Annotated in this window: 18 protein-coding genes and 1 pseudogene; 11 read left to right on the forward strand and 8 right to left on the reverse strand. The window is 63.5% G+C overall.

The features are described from left to right. Positions 1–76: 76 nt before the first annotated feature. Together ypfJ and KHO49_RS12365 are read left to right on the forward strand one after the other, a co-directional pair. Positions 77–970, forward strand: coding sequence for a KPN_02809 family neutral zinc metallopeptidase (gene ypfJ / locus KHO49_RS12360; protein ID WP_110596228.1), 894 nt, complete (start codon positions 77–79; stop codon positions 968–970). Next, entirely contained in the window at positions 971–1,942 is a 972-nt protein-coding gene (locus KHO49_RS12365) for an alpha/beta hydrolase (RefSeq protein WP_213665073.1), read from the forward strand. Between the two features lie 86 nt (positions 1,943–2,028). On the opposite strand, the gene KHO49_RS12370 is transcribed toward KHO49_RS12365, so the two are convergent. The 3 genes from KHO49_RS12370 to KHO49_RS12380 all read right to left on the reverse strand — a co-directional run bounded on the left by KHO49_RS12370 (position 2,029) and on the right by KHO49_RS12380 (position 4,161). Continuing rightward, positions 2,029–2,622, reverse strand: a complete 594-nt coding sequence (locus tag KHO49_RS12370; RefSeq protein WP_170002312.1) for an HAD family hydrolase — start codon at positions 2,620–2,622, stop codon at positions 2,029–2,031. After that, complete coding sequence (gene tesB / locus KHO49_RS12375; protein ID WP_102865388.1) at positions 2,619–3,488, reverse strand: acyl-CoA thioesterase II; 870 nt, start codon at positions 3,486–3,488, stop codon at positions 2,619–2,621. Before tesB ends, KHO49_RS12370 begins: the two co-directional genes overlap by 4 nt. A 103-nt stretch (positions 3,489–3,591) precedes the next feature. Further along, positions 3,592–4,161 carry a GNAT family N-acetyltransferase gene (locus KHO49_RS12380; RefSeq protein ID WP_102865387.1) on the reverse strand — a complete coding sequence of 190 codons (570 nt, stop codon included), beginning with the start codon at positions 4,159–4,161 and terminating at the stop codon, positions 3,592–3,594. 75 nt (positions 4,162–4,236) lie between these two features. Between KHO49_RS12380 and KHO49_RS12385 the strand changes: the two genes are divergently transcribed. The 4 genes and pseudogenes from KHO49_RS12385 (at position 4,237) to KHO49_RS12400 (ending at position 8,550) form a co-directional block, all read left to right on the forward strand. Then, positions 4,237–5,157, forward strand: a complete 921-nt coding sequence (locus KHO49_RS12385; RefSeq protein WP_102882304.1) for a histone deacetylase family protein — start codon at positions 4,237–4,239, stop codon at positions 5,155–5,157. 300 nt (positions 5,158–5,457) lie between these two features. Beyond that, positions 5,458–5,912 (forward strand): annotated as a pseudogene (locus KHO49_RS12390) (helix-turn-helix domain-containing protein); the annotation flags it as partial. Between the two features lie 206 nt (positions 5,913–6,118). Then, a complete protein-coding gene (gene galE / locus KHO49_RS12395; RefSeq protein WP_213665074.1) occupies positions 6,119–7,132 on the forward strand; it encodes a UDP-glucose 4-epimerase GalE in 1,014 nt (337 codons plus the stop codon). Positions 7,133–7,317: 185 nt separating this feature from the next. Beyond that, entirely contained in the window at positions 7,318–8,550 is a 1,233-nt protein-coding gene (locus KHO49_RS12400; RefSeq protein WP_213665075.1) for a TIGR03862 family flavoprotein, read from the forward strand. A 77-nt stretch (positions 8,551–8,627) separates the two neighbouring features. Here the strand turns inward: KHO49_RS12400 and rhlE1 are convergent, their stop codons facing one another. Continuing rightward, a complete protein-coding gene (gene rhlE1 / locus KHO49_RS12405) occupies positions 8,628–9,962 on the reverse strand; it encodes an RNA helicase RhlE1 (RefSeq protein ID WP_102882307.1) in 1,335 nt (444 codons plus the stop codon). A 274-nt stretch (positions 9,963–10,236) separates the two neighbouring features. Here rhlE1 and KHO49_RS12410 point away from each other — a divergent pair, with 274 nt between their 5' ends. The 3 genes from KHO49_RS12410 (at position 10,237) to KHO49_RS12420 (ending at position 17,450) form a co-directional block, all read left to right on the forward strand. Then, entirely contained in the window at positions 10,237–12,669 is a 2,433-nt protein-coding gene (locus KHO49_RS12410; RefSeq protein WP_213665076.1) for a discoidin domain-containing protein, read from the forward strand. 337 nt (positions 12,670–13,006) lie between these two features. Further along, on the forward strand, positions 13,007–16,216 hold the full coding sequence (locus tag KHO49_RS12415) for a discoidin domain-containing protein (RefSeq protein ID WP_213665077.1): 3,210 nt from the start codon (positions 13,007–13,009) through the stop codon (positions 16,214–16,216). A 178-nt stretch (positions 16,217–16,394) separates the two neighbouring features. Beyond that, positions 16,395–17,450, forward strand: coding sequence for an alpha/beta hydrolase family protein (locus KHO49_RS12420; protein WP_213665078.1), 1,056 nt, complete (start codon positions 16,395–16,397; stop codon positions 17,448–17,450). Here KHO49_RS12420 and yedA read toward each other — a convergent pair whose 3' ends face one another. Continuing rightward, complete coding sequence (gene yedA, locus KHO49_RS12425) at positions 17,451–18,359, reverse strand: drug/metabolite exporter YedA (protein ID WP_102865379.1); 909 nt, start codon at positions 18,357–18,359, stop codon at positions 17,451–17,453. 160 nt (positions 18,360–18,519) lie between these two features. On the opposite strand from yedA, the gene KHO49_RS12430 reads away from it, so the two are divergent. Beyond that, positions 18,520–18,972 (forward strand): Lrp/AsnC family transcriptional regulator, encoded by a 453-nt coding sequence (locus tag KHO49_RS12430; protein WP_016963834.1) that lies wholly within the window; start codon positions 18,520–18,522, stop codon positions 18,970–18,972. A 14-nt stretch (positions 18,973–18,986) separates the two neighbouring features. On the opposite strand, the gene KHO49_RS12435 is transcribed toward KHO49_RS12430, so the two are convergent. The 3 genes from KHO49_RS12435 to KHO49_RS12445 form a co-directional block, all read right to left on the reverse strand. Further along, a complete protein-coding gene (locus tag KHO49_RS12435; RefSeq protein WP_123390359.1) occupies positions 18,987–19,598 on the reverse strand; it encodes a 3'-5' exonuclease in 612 nt (203 codons plus the stop codon). A gap of 27 nt (positions 19,599–19,625) precedes the next feature. After that, on the reverse strand, positions 19,626–20,105 hold the full coding sequence (locus KHO49_RS12440) for a LabA-like NYN domain-containing protein (RefSeq protein ID WP_102882313.1): 480 nt from the start codon (positions 20,103–20,105) through the stop codon (positions 19,626–19,628). 137 nt (positions 20,106–20,242) lie between these two features. Beyond that, positions 20,243–21,007: a DUF2076 domain-containing protein gene (locus KHO49_RS12445; RefSeq protein ID WP_213665079.1), complete on the reverse strand. Its 765-nt coding sequence runs from the start codon at positions 21,005–21,007 to the stop codon at positions 20,243–20,245. A gap of 180 nt (positions 21,008–21,187) precedes the next feature. Here KHO49_RS12445 and KHO49_RS12450 point away from each other — a divergent pair, with 180 nt between their 5' ends. After that, positions 21,188–21,850, forward strand: coding sequence for a DUF7847 domain-containing protein (locus KHO49_RS12450; protein ID WP_110596237.1), 663 nt, complete (start codon positions 21,188–21,190; stop codon positions 21,848–21,850). Positions 21,851–21,887: the final 37 nt, after the last annotated feature.

Here is a 21,887-nt window from a genome sequence, read left to right on the forward strand (position 1 = left end):
AAATCCCTGACGACCGGACTGGCGCCGCTTCATGCCAGCAGCAACACTGACCAGCAGAAAAAACGAGGACTCCCCCATGCTTTGGAAAAAAGGCCGGCGCAGCGACAACGTCGTGGATGCGCGAAATGACAGCGGTGGCGGCGGTGGTGGCGGCCTGCGTTTTGGCGGTGGCAAGGGGCTGAGCCTGACGGCGATCATCCTGATCGTCGGTATCGGCTGGGCCACCGGCCAGGACCCGCTGCAGATCCTCGGTCAACTGGTGGGCCAGAGCGGCCAGACCTCGGCCCCGGCCACCACCCAGGCGCGCAAGAGCCCACCGGCCAATGACGAGCAGGCGGAGTTCGTCCGCGCCATCCTCGGCGACACCGAAGACACCTGGGGCCAGATCTTCCAGCAGGCCGGCCGCCAGTATCAGGCGCCCAAGCTGATTCTGTTCCGTGGCCGGGTCAACTCCGCCTGCGGCTCCGCCACCTCTGCCAGCGGCCCCTTTTATTGCCCTGCCGATCAGCAGGTGTATCTGGACATGGACTTCTTCCGCGAGATGGCCCAGCGCTTTTCCGCTGCCGGCGACTTCGCCCAGGCCTACGTGATTGCCCATGAAGTCGGGCACCACGTACAGACCCTGCTGGGGGTCTCGGCGAAAATGCAGGCCGCACGCCAGCAAGGCCGGCAAATGGAAGGTGACGGCGGTCTACTGGTGCGCCAGGAATTGCAGGCCGACTGTCTGGCTGGGGTCTGGGCCTACCATGGGCAGAAGCGCCTGAACTGGCTGGAGCCCGGGGATGTGGAAGAAGCCCTGAACGCTGCCAATGCCATCGGTGACGACCGACTGCAGCAACAGGGCCAGGGCCGGGTCGTACCGGATTCCTTCACCCACGGCACCTCGGCGCAACGGGTGCGCTGGTTCAAGACCGGCTTCAGCCAGGGCCAGGTTGGCCAGTGCGATACCTTCGCCGCCAAGAGCCTGTAGATGGGCCGACTGCTGGCGGCATTACTGTGCCTGGGCTGCCTGGGTGCCCAGGCCGCGGAACACACAGTCAAGGTCGTCAGCCCCGAACGCCTGCCCCTGGAGGGCGGGCAACTGGCCCTGGGCCTGAGCCAGGACTGGCGCCAGCCACTGCCCGGGGTGCAGCGCGCGCTGATCATGGTTCATGGTCGGCTGCGCAACGCCCAGACTTACCTGAAGAGCGGCGAAAGAGCTTCACGACAAGCAGGGCAAAGCGCCGCAACCCTGGTGATCGCCCCCCAGTTTCTCAACCAGAGTGACATCGCCCGCCATCAGCTACCGGACGCGCTACTGCGCTGGAAAGGTAATGACTGGATGGCCGGCGAACCTGCTGCCGGCCCCGTGGCCATCAGCTCCTACGCGGTACTGGATGCCGTCCTCCAGCGTCTGCAGGACCGCCAGTTCTTTCCTGCACTCAAGGAAGTGGTGATTGCCGGCCACTCCGGCGGCGCCCAGGTGGTACAGCGCTATGCCCTGACCACAGGGCAACATGCCGAGCTGAAGCAGTCCGGAATCGAACTGCGCTACGTGATCGCCAATCCGTCGTCCTACGCCTACTTCGATGCAACGCGCCCGGTGGCTTTCGAGCCGGCCAGTTGCCCGGGGTTCAACGACTGGAAATATGGCCTGAACCGGCTCCCGGCCTATGCCAGCACCCCATCCCCGGCGCAGCTCGAACAAGGCTACGTGACACGCCACATCACCTACCTGCTGGGCCAGCAGGACATCGACCCCAACCACCCGGCCCTGGACAAGAGCTGCGCGGCCGAGACCCAGGGCGCCTACCGGCTGATTCGCGGGCACAACTACTTCGACTACCTAATGCGGCGTCACCCGCAAGGCTTGCCACAACGGCTGGTGGAAGTGCCCGGGGTCGGGCATGACGGCGACAAGATGTTCACCTCCCCCGCAGGGCAGGCGGCGCTGTTCAAGTAGAGAAAGGCGCTGTCTGAAATGACGCTTTCGCCGGCAAGGCGGTTCCTACGGGACGGGTAAGAACCGACTTACCAGCGAACAGGCCCTCAGGCCGACAGCAGTTCGCGCAACTGCGCGCAATCCCGGGCATGCCAGTCGGTCAGCTCCGGCCAGGGGTTGTCCGGCAGGTTCACCAGCACCGTGCGCGTTCCCGCGGCACGCCCGCAGTCCAGGTCGAAGCGGTAGTCACCGACCATGACCATGCGCTGCGGCGCCACATCCCATGCCTCGGCCAGTTTCAGCAAACCACCGGGATGGGGTTTGGGCGGGGCCTCGTCGCGCCCCAGCACATCCGCCTTGGCGAAGCAGTCCGCCAGGCCGATGGCTTCCAGGGTCACGTGGGCCAGCTCCCGGGCATTGCGGGTGAGGATGCCCAGGCGATAACCGCGTCCGGCCAGTTCCCGCACCAGTTCCACCGCACCCGGCGCCGGGCGCGAACCCAGGGCCAGGTCGCGCTCGTGCTCCAGCAGCCAGGCGTGCTTGGCCGCAGACTCCTCCGCCGGCAAGGCCGCCAGGTGAGTGAGGATGTCGTCCTCCGGTGGAATCGACAGCGCCTGGCGGATCGCCGCGAAATCATGCACGGCGATGGTCAGGGTGCCGTCCATGTCGAACACCCAATGTTCTATGTCTGAAAGACTCATGCCCAATCCTTGCGATGACGGATCAATCCTTCCTGAGTCACCGAGGCTACCAGTTGACCGGCACGGTTGAACACGCTGCCCCGGGAGAAGCCCCGGGAGTTACCGGCCCAGGGGCTGTCCATGGCGTACAGCAGCCAGTCGTCGGCCCGCAGGTCGGCGTGGAACCACAGGGCGTGATCGAGGCTGGCGACCTGCATGTCCTTCTGCCACACCGACTTGCCATGAGGCAGCATCGAAGTGGTCAGCAGGCCGAAGTCCGACGCGTAGGCCAGCAGGTATTTGTGCAGCGCCGGGATGTCCGCCAGAGCACCGTCGGCGCGGAACCAGACGTACTTCACCGGGTCCATCGGCTGCGGGTTATAGGGGTCCTTCTCGGTCACCGGGCGCACTTCGATGGGCTTGGGGCACAGCAGCTTCTCGCGCATGTGCTCGGGAATCAGGTGCGCGCGCTGGGTGGTGATTTCCAGCTCCGACGGCAGGTTCTCCGGCCCGACCACCTGGGGCATGCTGTTCTGGTGCTCAAAGCCTTCTTCGTCGTACTGGAAGGAAGCACTGCAGGTGAAGATCGGGTTGCCCTTCTGGATCGCCGTCACCCGCCGGGTGCTGAAGCTGCCGCCGTCGCGCACCCGATCCACCTGATAGACCACCGGCAAGGCGGCGTCGCCGGGACGCAGGAAGTAGCCGTGCATGGAATGCACGTGACGTGCTTCCTCTACCGTCTGACTGGCCGCGGACAACGACTGGCCGAGCACCTGGCCGCCAAACAGCTGGCGAAAACCCAGGTCCTGGCTGCGACCGCGAAACAGGTTTTCTTCAATGGCTTCCAGGGTCAACAGATCGACCAGATCATCCAGCACATGACTCATTCAGACTCTCCTCACACAGGGCAACACCGCGCAATCTCGGCTGCGGCGGTGATATCAATTGGGGCCAGGTATCTCGTCGGCACATTCTAAACGTGCGCGCCTGCTATCCATGCAAGGTTTCCAGCCATTGTTCGCGGGTAATGCGGTACAGCACATGCTCGCGCAGCGGGTGATCGGCGGCGAGTTTCGGGTGTTCGAAATCCTCCTGGGCCGCGTGATGCATGCCAATGGCCTGCATGACTTTCTGCGACGGCAGGTTATTGCGGGTGGTGAAGGCCACGACTTCGTCCAGGGCCAGTCGATCGAAAGCGCAACGCAAGGCAGTCCAGGCCGCTTCGCTGGCATACCCCAGGCCCCAGTGTTCCCGGGCCAGGCGCCAGCCGATCTCCACCGCAGGGGTAAAGGGCGCTTCGAAGCCCACTTCCAGCAGCCCGGTAAAGCCGATAAAGGCACCGTTATCCTTACGTTCAAGCGCCCAGAGGCCAAAGCCATGTTCGGCGAAATGCCCGCGTATGCGCCCGATCAGCGCGGCACTTTCCAGACGACTCAGGGGCGCGGGAAAGTAGCGCATGACCTGCGGATCGGCACACATCGCGGCAAATGCCGGCAAATCATCGTCACGCCACTGGCGCAGCAGCAGACGCGCGCTTTCGAGTTGCAGTATTGGCTCCATCAGGCCCCTCCGTTTCCGTGGGTGCAAGTCTACATCGCTGGTAGGATCCTTCACGGGTTCCTCTAAGAAAATGCCATGTCATTGCCACTGATCTATCACGACGACTACAGCCCCGAGTTCCCGGCGGAGCACCGCTTTCCCATGGACAAGTTCCGTCTGCTGCGCGACCACCTGGTGGACAGTGGCCTGACCCACGATGCCGATTTGCTGCGCCCCGAGCTGTGCCCGGCCGACATCCTCGCCCTGGCCCACGACCCTGGCTATATCGAACGCTACATGAGCGGCGAGTTGTCCCGGGAAGACCAGCGGCGTCTCGGCCTGCCCTGGAGCGAAGCCCTGGCCCGGCGCACGGTGCGCGCTGTCGGCGGCTCCCTGCTCACGGCCGAAAAGGCGCTGCAACATGGCCTGGCCTGCCACCTGGCCGGCGGTACCCACCACGCCCACTACGACTACCCGGCGGGGTTCTGCATCTTCAACGACCTGGCCGTGATCAGCCATTACCTGCTGCAAAGCGGCCGCGTGGGACGGGTGCTGATCTTCGACTGCGACGTGCATCAGGGCGATGGCACCGCTCGGATCCTGCAACATACCCCCGACGCGGTGACCGTCTCGTTGCACTGTGAAAAGAACTTCCCCGCACGCAAGGCCCAGAGCGACTGGGATATCCCGCTGCCCATGGGCATGGGCGACGCCGACTACCTCAAGGTGGTGGACGACGCTCTCAACTACCTGCTGCCCCTGTATCAGCCGGATCTGGTGCTCTACGACGCCGGGGTCGACGTGCACCAGGACGATGCCCTGGGCTACCTCAAGCTCACCGATGCCGGCCTGGCCGAGCGTGACGAGCGAGTCATGCGCCACTGCCTGGGCCGCGACATCCCGGTGGTCGGCGTGATCGGCGGCGGCTACAGCAAGGATCGCCAGGCCCTGGCCCGACGCCACGGCATCCTCCATCACAGCGCACAACGCGTCTGGGAGTCGTCAGGCTGCTACTGAGCCCTTGCGGCCTTACCCACATCCACTGTGGAGCCGCTTGTGGATAACCTGGGAGAAAGCCTCTACAGCCCTTGCTCTACGGGGCCTCAAGGCAATCGCCTGTTTTTTGATCAATGTCACCAGACGGTCATGTTGTTGTGGATCGCTTACCCCCAATACCTGTGGAGCTGCCTGTGGATAACCTGAGTGAAAGGCGCTAGATCCCTTGCTCTGCAAGGCTTGCAGAGCGGTGTCTGTTTTTTGATCAGGGTAGCGACACACCTCCCTGGCGTTTTTCGACGCCCACACTCGTTGCCAGATAACGGTTTGCTCGATAAGCCAGGTGGGGCCGTAAACCTTTTCTGCCCCGCGAAGCTGTGCGTCGCGTCCTTGAGCAAGTCACTCAACCACGCATCGGTAAAGCTCGATGGAGCTGCCGAAGCATGATGCAGTCCCACGATTATGTGCGTCATGGCACCGCCACGCTGTTCACGGCCTGAACTAACTACAGGGGCATTTGATTAGGAATATTGAATATCAACATCGGCATCAACAGTGGCTGGAAGTTGCTCAAGAAGATCAATCGAGAAATACCCAAGCATCTACAACTGCATTTGATGACCGACAACTACACCCCCCACAAGCATCCCAATATGAAAGCGTTGCTGGAAAAACATAAACACTTCCAAGTGCATTTCCCCCCGACGTTCAGCTCTTGGATGAACATGGTCGAGCGCTTTTTCCGGGACATCACCGCGTATTTGTCTGAGGGGACCACGTTTGCGAGTGATCAAAAGCAAGATCCTGCGATCTGACAAGCGCACTGGACATCGGGCTTGACGCAAGAAAATTTTATTATGTTGTCAGAATGAAAGCGTTAAAAACCTATTGGCAGTGCTGTATCATTTTTCAAAATCCACCATCAGATCCAGATAATACTGCGGCCGGACTGTCAGCACTCACTTGAAACAGGCTCATAACTATGCGGTTCTTAATAACTGGCGGTGCAGGGTATATTGGTTCACACACATTGCTGGAATTGCTTCAAGCAGGCCACGAGGCGGTGGTTCTGGATAACCTGTGCAATAGTTCCATGCTCTCGCTACAGCGCGTGCAACAAATTACCGGTCGCACCCCTGTATTCGTTCAAGGTGATGTTTGCGACCGCGCCATCCTTGACCGTATTTTTACCCAGCACGAGATTGACGTGGTATTGCACTTCGCTGGCCTGAAAGCCGTCGGTGAGAGCGTAAAGCAACCCTTGTCCTACTATCAGAACAACGTGAGTGGCAGCATCACCTTGTGCCAGGCCATGGCCACCGCAGGCGTCTACCGCCTGGTGTTCAGTTCCTCCGCCACAGTGTACGGCGACCCGGTGCAGATACCGATTGTCGAGAGCTGCCCGCTGGGAACACCTACCAACCCCTATGGCACCTCCAAGTTAATGGTAGAAAAGATGCTGCAGGATATGGCAGCAGCCGATCCACGCTGGTCAGTTGCCCTGCTGCGCTACTTCAATCCGGTGGGCGCACATCAGAGTGGACTTCTGGGCGAGGACCCCAACGGCCTGCCGGAAAATCTACTGCCCTACATAAGCCGTGTCGCAGTGGGAAAACTCGAAAGACTTTCCATCTATGGCAACGACTATCCGACCCCCGATGGCACCGGTGTTCGGGACTACATTCATGTAGTTGATCTTGCCAAAGGGCACGTAGCAGCCGTGAACTACATTTCCCAGCACACCGGTATAAATGCCTGGAACCTCGGGACTGGGGTGGGTTACTCAGTACTGGAGATGATCCAAGCCTTCGAGGACGCCTCTGGCTGCAGCATTCCCCACACTTTCTCCCCACGTCGCCAAGGCGACATTGCGCAATGCTGGTCAGACCCGTCCAAGGCACTTCAGGATCTGGGCTGGAAGGCGGAGCTCGGGTTGAAGGAGATGATGGAGGATACGTGGCGTTGGCAGTCGAATAACCCAGATGGGTACCGGTAGTCTTAAATGAAGACTGCACTGGCCGGCGCGACTGTTTCATGCGTTTACGGGGTTCGTGCAGATTTAATCAAGGACTTGGTTACTGCCGGTCATGACGTTGTACCAATGGCCGGCAACTCATCCAGCAGGTGCTGTTCCCGAGCATTGCTTACAATAACCACCCCTCCCATTTTCTAGGCTTTTTGATGTCCCCCTCCCCTACTTCCCACGTCGCGATCATCGGCGGCGGCCCTGCCGGCCTGATGGCTGCCGAAGTACTGAGCCAGGCCGGCGTTCGGGTCGATCTGTACGACGGCATGCCATCGGTGGGCCGCAAGTTCCTCCTGGCCGGGGTCGGTGGCATGAACATCACCCACTCCGAAGCCTACCCGGCCTTCCTCTCGCGCTATGCCGAGCGAGCCCCGCACATCGCCCCGCTGCTGCGCGAGTTCGGCGCCGAGGCCTTGTGCCAATGGATTCACGGCCTGGGTATCGACACCTTCGTCGGCAGCTCGGGACGGGTGTTCCCCACCGACATGAAAGCCGCGCCGCTGCTGCGCGCCTGGCTCAAGCGCCTGCGCGACGCCGGGGTGGTTATCCACACCCGGCACCGCTGGCTGGGCTGGAATGCCGACGGCAGCCTGCGCATCCAATACCCCGAAGGCGAGCGCGCGGTAGAGGCCGATGCAACCCTGCTGGCACTGGGCGGTGGCAGTTGGTCGCGCCTGGGTTCCGATGGAGCGTGGCTGCCCCTGCTGCAACAGCGCGGAGTGCAGGTAGCCCCCTTGCAACCAAGCAATTGCGGGTTTGAGGTCAGTGCCTGGAGCGAGTTGCTGCGCAGCAAATTCGCCGGGGCGCCGCTGAAGAACGTGGCCATCGGCCTCAATGACGACATCCCCCGGCTGGGGGAATGCGTGATCACTGCCAGCGGCATCGAAGGCAGTCTGATCTATGCCCTGTCGGCGCCGATCCGCGACAGCATCCACCAACACGGGCAAGCCACCGTTCATATCGACCTGCTGCCGGACAAGCCTCGGGACAAGGTCCAGACCGCCCTGGCCAAGCCGCGTGGCTCGCGCTCCATGGCCAAGCACCTGCAGAGTCAGTTGGGGATCGAGGGGGTGAAAGCGGGGTTGCTGCGGGAGCTGACGGGCGCCGACACCTTCAACGATCCGGCGCGCCTGGCGGCAGCGATCAAGGCTCTGCCCTTGACGCTGGTGAAGACCCGCCCATTGGACGAGGCCATTAGCAGCGCCGGCGGCGTCGCCTTCGAAGCGCTGGATGAACGACTGATGCTGGAGCAACTACCCGGGGTGTTCTGCGCCGGGGAAATGCTCGACTGGGAAGCCCCCACCGGCGGTTATCTGCTGACCGCCTGCTTTGCCAGCGGCCGTCGGGCCGGGCTGGGAATGCTGGAGTGGCTGCAACACCGGCCATAAATAGCTTCGCCGGCCAGCCGGCTCCTACGGGGATTGTAGGAGCCGACTGGCCGGCGAAGAGGTCAGCACAATTCAGATCAAGGCTTGCGCTTGCGTGGCCCGGTGTTGAACGCCGGGACCTTGCGTACCGGTTTCACCGCCGGCGCTTCGGCCACTTCACCACTGTCCACCCACTTGCCCAGGTTGCGCTTGCCGCCACCGCCGGAAGTTTTCGGTTTCTTGGGCTTCTTCGGTTTTTTCACCACCTGGCCACTGGCGTCGGTTTCCGGCACCCGGTGCTCGGGCTCGAAGTCCTGCTCTTCATGGCGCTTCAAAGTCTGGCGAGTGAGCATCTCGATCGCCGACAGCAGGTTGACTTCGTCGGCACACACTAGGGAGATCGCCTCACCGGTGGAGCCGGCACGGCCGGTACGACCGATGCGATGGATGTAGTCCTCAGCGACGATCGGCAGGTCGAAGTTGACCACCAGCGGCAGGTCTTCGATGTCCAGGCCACGGGCCGCCACGTCGGTGGCCACCAGGATCTGGATCTCGCTGGCCTTGAACCGGTCCAGGGCGCGCTGGCGCGTGGCCTGGGGCTTGTCGCCATGGATGCCGTCGGCGTTCACGCCCTGGCCCTGAAGCTTTTCCACCAGCGCATCCACGCCGTTGCGGGTCTTGGCGAACACCAGCACCTGCTTCCAGCGGTTCTTGCGCAGCAGGTGGCTGAACAGCTCCGGCTTGCGCTTCTTGTCCACCGGCACCACCCATTGCTTGACCGTGTTGGCGGCCACGTTGCGCGGGCTGACCTCGATGCTCAGCGGGTCGTTGAGCATCTGCCCGGCCAGTTGGCGGATGGCGTCGGAGAACGTGGCGGAGAACAGCAGGGTCTGGCGCTTCTTCGGCAGCGCGGCATAGATGCTCTTGAGCTCCTCGGAGAAGCCCAGATCCAGCATGCGGTCGGCCTCATCCAGCACCAGGGTCTGCAACTGGCTGAACTTCACCGCGTTCTGGCGGAACAGGTCCAGCAGACGCCCCGGGGTCGCCACCAGCAGATCGATACCTTTGCGCAGCTTCATCATCTGCGGGTTGATGCTGACCCCGCCGTACACCGCGTAGGTGCGCAGCGGCAGGTGCTCGGCGTACTGACGCACGCTTTCGTGGACTTGTTCGGCCAGCTCGCGGGTCGGCACCAGGATCAGCGCGCGCACCGAGTTGCTGTCGACCTTCGGCCCTTCCATGGTCAGCAACTGCAGCAGCGGCAAGGCAAAACCGGCAGTCTTGCCGGTGCCGGTCTGGGCAGCCGCCATCAGGTCACGACCGCCCAGCACCGCCGGAATGGCTTGCGCCTGCACCGGGGTCGGGGTCTGGTAGCCGAGGGTTTCGAGGGCGCGCAGCAAGGGTTCGATCAGGCCAAGAGTGGCGAATGTCATGGGGGGTACCGTAGGAAAAAGTCAGCACTGAAGAGGCAATGGGCGGCAGTTTACCGCACTTTTAAGCGCTTGCTTTCCCTACCGCCGCTTGGCATCCCCGCGCATCCGCTGCTTCGTACGTGACCGAAAAGGCCTGGCGGACATGTACAAGCAACAGGTCGATTCATAAGATTCACCGCGCCGGCAAACCTCCCGAATCCATCTCATCAGCGCCCGTCATTCAGCGATTCCCAAAACCGGTTTCGCGCTGCGCTGTGCTTGTCCTGGAGTGGTTATGCCCCACCGCCAACTGCCTTACCTTTCCCTGGCCGACGCCATCCGCGCCGCTAGCCTGGGTGCCGTCCTGCTCATGCCCTTGGCCAACCCGGCCCTGGCCGACGAGACATCACCCGCCACACCTGCCGTTGCCAGCGCCGCTGTGATCAGCGGCCCGTTCATCGACATCCAGGCCTTGAACCCCGATCCCAGGCTGCGCAACGCGCCTGCCGCCAGCACCGAGCGCCTGACCCAGGCCACCGGACTGAGCATCGGCGCCCTGCGCCTGGATCAGGACGATCGCTTCAAGGACATCAAGGTCCTGGTGGGCCGGGCCCAGGGCCCCGCTCGCCTGGCATTCGGTGAAAGCAACGTCGTCGTCACCGCCCGCAGCGATGGCAGCTTCATCGCCCTGCTGCCCAATGCCACCATTCGCGGCGACGCCAATGGTCAGCAGACGCTGATCCCCGCCGAAACCAGGCACTCCCATGCGCCCGGCAACATCGACTATGTGCAGTCCGAGCAAGCCCAGGAGCCCAACCTGCTGCAGACCCGCAACGGCCAGCGCAGCTTTCAGGTCGACCGCAACGCCCAGGGCGAAACCGTCATCGACCTGCTGGCCGGTTTCTCCCAGGCCGCCGCCGACTACATCGGCGACCACGAAGCCTACGCCCTGGCCCAGGTCGCCTCGGTCAACCATGCCTTGCGCCAGTCACAGATCGAAGGGGTACGCCTGCGCCTGGTGGGCACCCAGGTCATTGCCGAGGATCACCCGATCACCTCCGGCCCCGACGGAACCATGCGCAAGGTCAGCACCCTGTTCGCCGAAGGCATGCGGCAATACAGCCCCGATCTGGTGACCGGGTTCTTTGTCGGCACCCCGGGGGTCGACACCATGCTCGGCTGGGGCAATATCAATGGCCGTTACTCGATCAACAACATCAAGTCGCCCACCACCTTTCGCCACGAGGTGGGGCACAACATCGGTGGCGATCATTGCTCGGACGGCAGCAGCGACCGTTTCGGCTACCACAACGGCCGGGTGGGCACGATCCTGTGTGGCAACCACGTGGGCTACTACTCCAACCCTGATGTCAGGGACAACCTGGGCGTGCCCCTGGGCCAACTGGGCACCGCCAACATGGCTCGCCTGTGGCGTGAAGGCGCCCAGCGCATGTCCGCCTACAGCCCGGCGGTGATCCCCATGGACCACGAACAAGTCACACCGCTGCTGAGCAAGTCCATCGACCTGAAACAGAACGTCATCCACTACGAGGCCCTGGATATTCCCGAGGGCACCGAGCGCCTGGCGTTGTCGATCAACCACGGCCCGCGCCATGAACGCGCGGGCAAGGTGCAACTGCTGCTCAAGCACGGCGCCCGCCCCACCGCCAGCGACTATGACTACCGCTCCCTGGAAAACCATGGCGTCGCCCTGGGGGTGAGCCATCCCAAGCCCGGACGCTGGTACGTCGGGGTACGAGCCGAGAAGAACAAGAGCGCCAGCGACCAGTTGCTTGAAGGCCATGTCTTCGCCAAGACCCAGGAAACCAGCCAGGCTCGCTACCTGCGTTTTGTCGCCACGTCGTCGATCAACGGCAGCAAAGTCGCCAGCATCGCCGAACTGCTGCTGGCCGACGCCAAGGGCAAGCCGCTGCCGAGAAACGGCTGGCGCGTCCACTCGGTCAACGGCAAGACCTCCGGCATCGACAACAGCCTGTGGTTCGTCGATGGCAAACCGAACTCGTACTGGAGTTCGGGCAGTGCCAGCTATCCCCACGAGATCATCATCGACCTCGGAGCAGAGCGGGGCTTCTCTTCCCTGAATTACCTGCCGCGGCAAAACAACGATACCGCCGGCAACATCAAGGGCTACGAAGTGTATGGCGGTGACAGCCCGACCAGCGCCTGGGCGCTGCTGGCCAAAGGCGAGTTCAGTGCCGACAACGAGGTCAAGTCCGTTGCCCTCAAACCAGTCGAGGCCAGCCTGCCACCTGTCGCAGTGATCAGCGGTCGCAGCCAGGCCAACGCCGGTGAGCGGGTGCTGCTGGATGCCTCGGGCTCCAGCGACCCGCAAGGCAAAGCCTTGAGCTTTGCCTGGCAAGTCACGCCGGCACTGGACTTCAGCTATGACGGCGCAAGCGTCAGCTTCAACGCCCCGCAGCTCAAGCAAGACACCCGCTACCGCTTCACCCTGAGCGTGGACAACGGCCAGAAAACCGCGACCGCCGAGCACAGCGTCACGGTCCTCGCCCCCCCACCGCAAACGGCGCCTGGCTGCACAGCTGCCTGGACGCGCAGCACGGCCTACCTGGGCGGTCAGAAAGTCAGCCACAACGGGCGCTTCTTCCTCGCTCGCTGGTGGACCCAAGGCCAGGAGCCGGGCAATCCGGCGTTCACCGGGCCGGACTTCAGCGGCAAGGTCTGGAACGACCTCGGCCCCTGTCACTGACAGCCGCCGGGGGCTTCACGCCCCCGGCAGCCAGCCCCCTTCCCCCAGCGCAGGCGACGGCCCCTGTGGCCGCTGCCTGCGTGACCTCGCCAACCTCTCTGTGGCACCGCCCCCATGCTGTTGTTTAGCGGCCTGGACGCTCCGTCCCACCCGCTCCGGCGATCCTGCCCGGCACCTAGGACCGGTACGAAAAGCCCCCTGTTCGATGTACGCCCGCAGCGCCCCTGCCTATGATGCCCTCCGCCGGCAAAACTCCTTATCCACCTCATCAGCGCGGACGCTTTAGCGGTCCTGTTCGCCAGGTTTCGCACCGCGCTGAGACTATCCAGGAATAGTTATGTCGAGCTTCAGATTGACCGCCTTGTCCCGCGCTACCCGCCTTTGGGGCGCCAGCCTGGGCGCTGCCCTGCTCTTGCCGCTTGGCGGCATGGCGCAGGCCGATGTCGTCCAGCACAGCCCCGATGCCGCTCTCGGCGCAACGGTGATCCAGGGTCACTTCATCAACCTGCAGTTGCCCGGCGCCAGGGCGATGCCATTCGGCGCCGCCGAAACCGGCACCGAACAGCTGCAACAGGTCACCGGGATGCGCATCCGCAGCCTGATCGCGCAACAGGACGATACCTTCAAGGACCTGCGGGTCATGACCGGCCAGTTGGAGGGTCGCGCCCGTACCCTCAGCGCCCCCGGAGAGATGACCCTCGCCGCGCGCCCCGACGGCAGCTTCATCGCCCTGTTGCCGGACGCCAATGCCATCATTCGCGGCGACGCCAACGGCCAGCAGTCGATGATCCACTTCGACGCTGGAGCCGCCTTTGACCCGTCGAGCGTCGACTACATCGCCGATGACGGCAGCGAAACCCCAGCCCTGAAGGAGTCGCAGAGCGGCCTGCGCAGTTTCCAGGTCAACCGCAACGTCCAGGGCGAAACCGTGATCGACCTGCTGGCCGGGTTCTCCCAGGCCGCCGCCGACTATATCGGTGACCACGAAGCCTACGCCCTGGTCCAGGTGGCCTCGGTCAACCGTGCCTTGCAACAGTCCAAGGTCCAGGGCGTGCGCCTGCGCCTGGTGGGCACTCAGGTGGTGACGCAGGATGCGCCCATCACCAGAACCAGCCTGAGCCAGGTGCGCAACGTCTTCGCCGAAGGCATGCGTCGCTACAGCCCCGACGTGGTGGCCAGTTTCGTCATGGGCACCCCCGGCCAGGACACCGCCGTGGGGTGGGGGAACATGCCTGGGCGCTACACCATCAACTCCATCAAGTCGGCCACCGTCTTCCGTCATGAGCTGGGCCACAACATCGGCGGCAACCACTGTTCCGATGGCAAGAGCTACCGCTTCGGCTACAACAACGGCCGGGTCGGCACCATCCTCTGCGGCAACCATGTGGGCTATTTCTCCAACCCGGACGTCAAGGACAGCCGCGGCGTGCCGCTGGGTAACGCGGACACCGCCAACATGGCCCGGGTCTGGCGGGAAAACGCAGCGCGGATGTCGGCCTATAGCCCTTCCGTGGTACCACTCGAGCAGGAACAAGGTACCTCGATCCTCAGCCAGAAAGTCAGCCTGGCCAGCGGCCAGACGCGCTACTTCCCGGTGGATGTCCCCGAAGGCACCCGGCGCCTGGTATTCACCGTGGTGGACGGAGAACTCACCGAGAAGGCCGGCCAGATCCAGTTGCTGCTCAAGCGCGGCGCCCAGCCCAGCGGCTCAAGCTACGACTACCGCTCGGCACGCAACCATAACGTGTCCCTGGGGGTGAACGACCCGCAGCCGGGGCGCTGGTACCTGGCGATCAACACCGACAACCGGGCCACTCAGGATCAGGTGCTTGAAGGCCATGCCTACGGTCTGACCCAGGACACGGCCCAGGGCCGCTACCTGAAATTCGTCGCCACCTCCGCGGTGGACGGCAAGGACAACGCCAGCGTCGCCGAACTGCTGCTGGTGGATGCCAAGGGCAAGGCCCTGCCCCGCGATAGCTGGAAGGTCATGTCCACCAGCAGCGCAGTGCCTGGCGCAGCGGTCGGCAACCACGCCATCGACGGCAACCCCAACTCCTACTGGAGCACGGCGGCGGGTGCGCGCTACCCCCATGAAATACTGATCGACCTGGGGGCCGACAGCCGCTTCTCGCAACTGCACTACCTGCCGCGCCAGGACGCCGGCCTGAGCGGCAACATCAAGGGTTATCAGGTCTATGGCAGCAACAGTGCAAACGGCGCCTGGACCCTGCTGGCCGACGGCGAATTCAGCGCCGACAACGACATCAAGGCCGCGTCCCTCAAGCCTGTGAATGCCGGTCAACCTCCGGTGGCGGTGATCAGCGGCAAGACCGAAGCCAATGCCGGGGACAAGATCGTCCTCGATGCCTCGGCCTCCAGCGATCCCCAGGGCAATGCCCTGAGCTTCGCCTGGGAAGCCTCGCCGCGCCTGGACTTCGACTTCGACGGCGCGCGCATCAGCTTCACCGCGCCGGAACTGCAGAGCGACACCCGCTACCGTTTCACCCTGACCCTGAGCAACGGCAAGCAGAGCAGCACCCGGACCCACGAGGTGCTGATCAAGGGCAAGGCCGCCGATGCCAGCTGCAAACCAGAATGGACGCTCAGAGGCACTTACGTCGGCAACGATGTGGTGCAGTGGAAAGGTCGTCAGTACCAGGCTCGCTGGTGGACCTCCGGCACCGAGCCGGGCCTGGCCAGCACCACCGGCCCGGACGGCGCCGGCAAGGTCTGGCGTGACCTGGGCCCGTGCCAGAGCGAGGGCGAGAAACCGGTCGAGCCACCGGTCGAAGAGGTCAAACCGCCGGTAGCGGTCATCGGCGGCGCGAGCGAGGCCAAGTCCGGAGAAACCGTGTACCTCGACGCCACGGGGTCCAGCGACCCGGCAGGCCTGAAGCTCAGCTACAGCTGGAGCATCAGCCCCAACGTCGCCTTTGACGCCGCAGGCCACCTGATGAAGTTCGTCGCCCCGAAGGCCGAGCAGGATGTCACCTACAACGTCAGCCTGACGGTGAACAACGGCAAGCACAGCGCCACCCGCACCCATCAGGTCAAGGTCCTGGCCGAGAAGCCGGCACCGGTCAAGCCGCCGCTGGCGAGCATCGCCGGGGCCAGTCAGGCCAAGGGCGGTGAAACAGTGACCCTGGACGCCGCCGGTTCCAGCGACCCGGCCGGTCTGGCGCTGAGCTACCAATGGACAGTGACGCCCAGCGTCGCCTTCCAGGTCTCGGGTTCGAAACTGACCTTTGTCGCGCCCAAGAGCGACAAGGACATCAGCTACCGCTTCACCCTGAACCTGGGCAACGGCAGCCATACGGTCAGCCGTGACCATAGTGTGACCGTGCTGGCCGACATCGTGGAAACGCCGGCCGGTTGCCTGGGCGCCTGGAGCCGTCAAGGCACCTACCTGGCCAATGACAAGGTCAGCCACAACGGCCGCTACTACATCGCCCGCTGGTGGACCAAAGGCAACGAGCCGTCTGCTGCCACCGTCGGCGGTGAAGGCAGTGGCAAGGTCTGGCGCGACGCCGGCGCCTGTAACTGATGCCAGAGGCGTGACCGCTTGCTCCGCAATCCGGTCACCCTTTCCCGGCCACTTCAGGTAAAAGGATGGACGGCGACTGCCATCAGTCGTCGTCCACCCTCTGCCGCTGAACGCCGTCGATTCCTCCAAAGCGCGCCCCCACTGGCAGAACACCGATGCTTTGCCAATGGAGATCTGAATGCGCAAATTTGCCCTGTCCGCATGGATGCTAGCGGGCCTTTGCCTGCACCTGCCCCTGGTGCATGCCGCCGAACTCATCGGCTTTCGTGAAGTGACGCTGGCGGACGCCAGTCAGCAGCGCCCCCTGCATGTCGCCCTCTGGTACCCCACCACGACCACCGCCCCCCTCCTGCCATCGGCTGAAAACCCGATTTTCCAGGGTGTAGCGACCATCAAGGATGCCGCCCCTAGCGGTTCTGCCCATCCGCTGGTGGTGCTGTCCCATGGCTATCGCGGCAACTGGCGCAATCTCAGCTGGCTGGTATCGAGCCTGGTGGACCAAGGCTATATAGTCGCGGCCCCCGACCATCCGGGCACCACCACATTCGACCAACGCCCTGCAGAAGCCGCCAAGCTCTGGGAACGCCCGCGCGACCTGAGCCGGGTCATCGACAAGCTCACCCTCGATAACACCCTGGCCGGCCCGGTCGACCCGCAACGCATCGCCGCCATCGGCCACTCCCTGGGTGGCTGGACGGTCACCGCGCTGGCCGGCGCCCGCTACAGCCCGCAACGTTACCTGGAGGAATGCCGGCTGCATCCCAATCCACGCCTTTGCCAAATAGCTCCCGAACTGGGGATCACCGCGCACAATCAAGGCCCGCTGAGCGCCGATCTGCGGGACCCGCGAGTCAAGGCCGTCGTTGCGCTGGACCTGGGGTTCGCCCGCGGCTTTACCCCCGAGAGTTTGTCGACGCTGCACACACCGGTCCTGGTCCTGGGGGCCGGAGTGAACATCGCGGACATGCCCGTGGAAGAAGAGTCGGGCTATCTGAACGCCCATCTGGCGTCCCCGCCTTCGCGCTATGAGGTCCTGGCCAATGCCAGCCACTTCAGTTTCATGCAAGTCTGCAAGCCAGGCGCCGTGGCCCTGCTCAAGGAAGAGGCACCTGGGGACGAGATTATCTGCCGCGATGGCGATGCCGGTGATCGCCAGGGCATCCACCGGCAGGTGGCAAAGCTGATCGGCGATTTTCTGGATCAGAAGCTTGCCGGCCAACCACCGGCAGGCTGATCAGACAACCTCTTGCTGAGGAGCGGCTTTCGGCTTGCGCCACTGGGGCAGGCCGATCAGCACCACCGCGCTGATGATCACCAGCATGGCCAGGCCCTCCTCGATGCCGATGGTTTCACCGACAAAGACGATCCCCAGCAGCACCGCCACCGCCGGATTGACGTAGGCATAGCTGGTGGCCGCGGCCGGCCGTACGTGCTTGAGCAGGTACATGTAGGCGTTGAAGGCGATGATCGACCCGAAGCCGGCCAGATAGGCCAGGGCCAACCAGCCTTCCAGGGGCGGCATGGCGTCCAGATGCTCGCCGCTCAAGACGCTGCCGATCATCAGCACCACGCCACCGACGAGCATTTCCGCAGCGCTGGCCATGGCCCCCTGGGGCAGCGGCAGGTGCCTGCTCCACACTGAACCGAAGGCCCAGGCCGCCGCCGCGAACAGCAACAAGGCCGCACCCAGCGGACTCGATTGCAGGTTGGAACCCAGGTTGAGCATGCCGATACCGATCATCCCAAGGATGATCCCGGCCCACTCCAGACGCGTGTTGCGTGCCCCCCAGAAATAGCCGCAGAGCAAGGTGAACAAAGGCACCGTGGCCACCGCCAGGGCCGCCACTCCAGAGGTCACCCCGGAGTGTTCGGCCAGCGTCACCGCACCGTTGCCGCAACTGAGCAGCAACACGCCGATGATCCCCGCGGCCTTCCATTGCGCCCAGGTCGGTGCCGGAACCCCGCGCCAGCGCAGGAAGGCGTACATCAAGCTGCCGGCGATGATGAAACGCACGCCGCCGAGCATCAACGGTGGCCAGTACTCGACGCCGATGCGGATCACCAGATAGGTCGACCCCCAGATCACGTACAGGGCAAAAAAGGCGGCGATCAACGGCAAGGGAAAACGGCTTTGGCCAGGCATGGGAGGCAGCTCGGAGCAGGCAGGGGGAGAACTATTCTAGAAAGGCGACCCGGGGAACTTAAGTTACAAAACCTGTTTATAACGGCAGTACACTTTCCAAAGCATGGAGTTCAGGGCTATATGCCGTGCTTTCGAAAGTCGTACCTATCAGAGGCCTTCCATGGACAAATACGATCGCTTGCTCCTGGCCAGCCTGCTGGAAAACGGCCGGGCGAGTTATGCCGAGCTGGCGCGCAAGGTCAACCTCTCGGCGCCGGCAGTGGCCGAGCGCGTGGCCAAGCTGGAGGCCAGCGGCGTGATCACCGGTTATCAGGCCAAGGTCGACATGGCCAAGGTGGGGTTACCGATCCAGTGCGTGATCGAACTGCGCCTGGCCCAGCATGGCAACCAGAAGAACTATGACGAACTGATCAAGATCCCCCAGCTCACCGAGTGTCATCGGGTGACGGGAGATCCTTGCGTGATCATGCAGGCCGCCGTGGGCTCGATGCCGGAGCTGGAGGAACTGATCAACCGCGTGGCCCAGTTCGGTTTCAGCAAGACTTCCATCGTGCTTTCCAGCGCCATCGAACGGCGTGTCCCCCTGGGGCAACTGGAAAACAACGGCAAGTGAGCCGCAGCTCTGCCTCAGAAACCGCGCTGGCGCCTGAGGTGCTCGGGGATCTTGGCAGCCGGGACCTTCTGCAACTTGCAGAGGAAGTCGTGGGACAGTTCACGCAAGCCATGCTTGTGGCGTAGCTCGCCGGCCAGGTGCGCCACCAGGTTGGCGGCCATTTCCGCGTCGGCCATGGCCCGGTGCGCCTGACCGGTGTGGGGCAAGCCGGCGAATGAGGTCAGGGTGCCCAGCTTGTGGTTCGGCGCCGCCGGCATCAGGCGCCGGGCCAGCAGCAGGGAACAGGCGAAATTCTGCAAGCGGGTGCGCTTGATCCGCCCCAGCTCGAAATCCCAGAACTTCTGGTCGAAGGCCGCGTTGTGGGCCAGCAACGGCGTGGTGCCGACAAACTCGTTGACCTCGTTCATCACCTGCTCCGCTGGCGGGGCGCTGCGCAGCATGGCGTTGCTGATGCCGGTCAGTTGTTCGATAAAGCCCGGCACCCGCACGCCGGCATTCATCAGGCTCTGGTAACGCTCGACGATGCGCCCCTGCTCAAGAATCACCACGGCGATTTCCGTGGCCCGGCAACTGCTGCTCGGGGAGATCCCGGTGGTTTCAAAGTCGATGACGGCAATACGTTCCAAACCTGTGCAGCTCCGTATAAAAAATGATCAGCTTTTCAGCAGCAAGGCGCCTTCGATCGGCACATAGCGGGTGGCGGCGCGAATCAGCGAATTGGCAGTCAGACCCGGCACGCCATAAGCCACCGCGCTGACCCCATGCTTGTGGATGATGCGCTCGAGCAGCAGGTCGAAGTCGCCGTCGCCGGAGGCCAGCACCACTTCGTCGACCTGGGCAGCAGCGTCCATGATGTCGATGGTGATGCCCACGTCCCAGTCGCCCTTGGCCGAGCCATCGCTGCGCTGAATATAGGGTTTGAGTTTTACCGTGAAGCCCAGGTTGCGCAGGATCTGCTGAAACTGCTGCTGCTTGCTGTCACCGCGATCGATGGCATAGGCATAGGCTTCGACGATCTGCCCCTCCTTACTGATATCCGCCCACAGCGCCGCGTAGTTGAAGTGACAACCATAGGCCTGGCGGACGGTGTAATAGAGGTTCTGGACGTCGGCGAACACCGCGATTTTCTTCACCGCTAATCCTCATGGCGCAGCAGCGCAAGGGCTGGAACGGGGCTCAAGACCCGAAAAGTCGCCCAGTATGCCAGTCACAAGGAATGTTCCGCGAATAATCGGTCCGGGGCAGGCGCCTGCCCCGGACCGACGGAGCCTCAGACGAAGGAATCGTCGTCGGAGAAGAACGAACTGTCGTCGTTGCCGTAATCGGCGTTGCTGAAGCCGCCCTGGTCGCTGTTGCCCCAGGAGTCGTTGTTGGCCAGCCGCTGATCGTCATTGCCCCAGCCACTGTTGTCGCTGGCCGGTGCCGGTTCTTCCTTGATGACTTCAACAACTTCCTGAGGTTGCTGGTTGCTGTGGAACAGGCTGCTGATGCCCTGGGCCAGCATCACCCCGCCGGCCACGCCGGCAGCGGTTTTCAAAGCCCCGCCGAGGAAGCTGCTACCGGCGGCCGGTGCCGGTTGCGGCGCATAGTTCTGCTGCGGGGCGCCGAAACTCTGCTGCGCAGGCGCGCCAAAGGAAGAACGGGACGGCTCACGCCAGCCACCGCCGGAGGATGGCGCCACACTCGGGGCCTGCGCGGGAGCCGGTTGCGGCTCGCGGGAACCGCCGAAGATGCTCGACAGAAAGCCGCCACTGGCCGCCGGAGCCGCAGCGCGGGCCTGGGAGCGAGCCTGTTGCAGTTCGGCCTGCAACTGCTGCACTTGCTGGCTCAATTGTTTGTTCTGCTCATCGAGGCTTTTCAGGGCAGCCTCCTGCACCAGGATCGCCTGGGTCATGAAATACCCGGCCGCAGGCTGGCGGATCAGGTGTTCCTTGATCCGCGCTTCGGCCTGGGCGTCACGTGGAGCTGAGTCCGTCTCGGCTTGTTGCAACCGTGAAAACAGTCCATCGATCAGGGTTTGCTCTTCGCTGTTCATGGCGACCTCTTTAGATTGCCGGTAAAAATCTGGTCCGTGCCCCCACAGGGCCGCGGTACGCACCAGTTATGGGGTTGGGGCGACGACTTTCAATGGTCTTTACTCAAGGTTTACGTTTGCTCCCGAGGGGCCAGCTTCGGTTAAAGTGTTCAACCGCTTGGTCAACTGCGATCCCCATCAATGACTCCGTTAGATGTTCTGCGCGACTCTTTCTATTTTTTCCAACGCAACTTCGGCCGCATCGCCCAACTGTGCCTGCCCCTGGTGATTCTCGAAGCGCTGCTGCAACAAGGCGTCAGCAGCGCCCTGGGCGAGAATGCCTTTCCCGGCTCCAGCGTGGTGGTGGGGCTCTTGCTCTATCCGCTGTACACCGGCGCGCTGATCCTGTTTCTCGACGCCCGCACCCGGGGGGAATTGCCCCGCAACCGTGATCTTTGGGCCATGGCCCTGAGCCTGTGGCCGCGCTTCGCCGTGCTGACGGCGGTCAGCACGCTGCTGATTCTGCTCGGGCTGTCGCTGTATTTGCTGCCGGGGCTGTGGCTGATGGTGGTGCTGGCCTTCGCCGAGTACCTGCTGGTGCTCAAGGGCCTGGCGCCCCTGGCGGCCATCAAGGAAAGCCTGCGCCTGAGCCGCGGGCACTTCCTGCGCATCCTGTTGTGCATCCTGGCGGTCATGGCCCCGTTGTGGCTGCTCAAGGGGGCGAGCGAAGCCGCCTATCCCGATCCGCACAACCCGATCCTGTCACTGGCCATCGACAGCGCTTACAGCTTCCTGCAGCTGTTCACCAGCGTGGTGCTGTTCCGCCTGTTCATGCTCATCAACGAGCCAGCGGACAACCGCTGATTCACCTTGCGGCCGCTCTACCCCTTGGGTGACGGCC

It is taken from the genome of Pseudomonas sp. RC4D1 (genome assembly GCF_018390395.1).
Lineage (GTDB): Bacteria > Pseudomonadota > Gammaproteobacteria > Pseudomonadales > Pseudomonadaceae > Aquipseudomonas > Aquipseudomonas danubii.

Excerpts from the sequence above, each read along its gene's own strand:
- KHO49_RS12415 (WP_213665077.1), top strand. The coding sequence starts at position 13,007 with ATGTCGAGCTTCAGATTGACCGCCTTGTCCCGCGCTACCCGCCTTTGG.
- KHO49_RS12385 (WP_102882304.1), top strand. The coding sequence starts at position 4,237 with ATGTCATTGCCACTGATCTATCACGACGACTACAGCCCCGAGTTCCCG.
- tesB (WP_102865388.1), bottom strand. The coding sequence starts at position 3,488 with ATGAGTCATGTGCTGGATGATCTGGTCGATCTGTTGACCCTGGAAGCC.
- rhlE1 (WP_102882307.1), bottom strand. The coding sequence starts at position 9,962 with ATGACATTCGCCACTCTTGGCCTGATCGAACCCTTGCTGCGCGCCCTC.
- KHO49_RS12445 (WP_213665079.1), bottom strand. The coding sequence starts at position 21,007 with ATGAACAGCGAAGAGCAAACCCTGATCGATGGACTGTTTTCACGGTTG.
- KHO49_RS12380 (WP_102865387.1), bottom strand. The coding sequence starts at position 4,161 with ATGGAGCCAATACTGCAACTCGAAAGCGCGCGTCTGCTGCTGCGCCAG.
- KHO49_RS12365 (WP_213665073.1), top strand. The coding sequence starts at position 971 with ATGGGCCGACTGCTGGCGGCATTACTGTGCCTGGGCTGCCTGGGTGCC.
- KHO49_RS12430 (WP_016963834.1), top strand. The coding sequence starts at position 18,520 with ATGGACAAATACGATCGCTTGCTCCTGGCCAGCCTGCTGGAAAACGGC.
- ypfJ (WP_110596228.1), top strand. The coding sequence starts at position 77 with ATGCTTTGGAAAAAAGGCCGGCGCAGCGACAACGTCGTGGATGCGCGA.
- KHO49_RS12400 (WP_213665075.1), top strand. The coding sequence starts at position 7,318 with ATGTCCCCCTCCCCTACTTCCCACGTCGCGATCATCGGCGGCGGCCCT.
- yedA (WP_102865379.1), bottom strand. The coding sequence starts at position 18,359 with ATGCCTGGCCAAAGCCGTTTTCCCTTGCCGTTGATCGCCGCCTTTTTT.
- KHO49_RS12420 (WP_213665078.1), top strand. The coding sequence starts at position 16,395 with ATGCGCAAATTTGCCCTGTCCGCATGGATGCTAGCGGGCCTTTGCCTG.
- KHO49_RS12450 (WP_110596237.1), top strand. The coding sequence starts at position 21,188 with ATGACTCCGTTAGATGTTCTGCGCGACTCTTTCTATTTTTTCCAACGC.
- galE (WP_213665074.1), top strand. The coding sequence starts at position 6,119 with ATGCGGTTCTTAATAACTGGCGGTGCAGGGTATATTGGTTCACACACA.
- KHO49_RS12370 (WP_170002312.1), bottom strand. The coding sequence starts at position 2,622 with ATGAGTCTTTCAGACATAGAACATTGGGTGTTCGACATGGACGGCACC.
- KHO49_RS12410 (WP_213665076.1), top strand. The coding sequence starts at position 10,237 with ATGCCCCACCGCCAACTGCCTTACCTTTCCCTGGCCGACGCCATCCGC.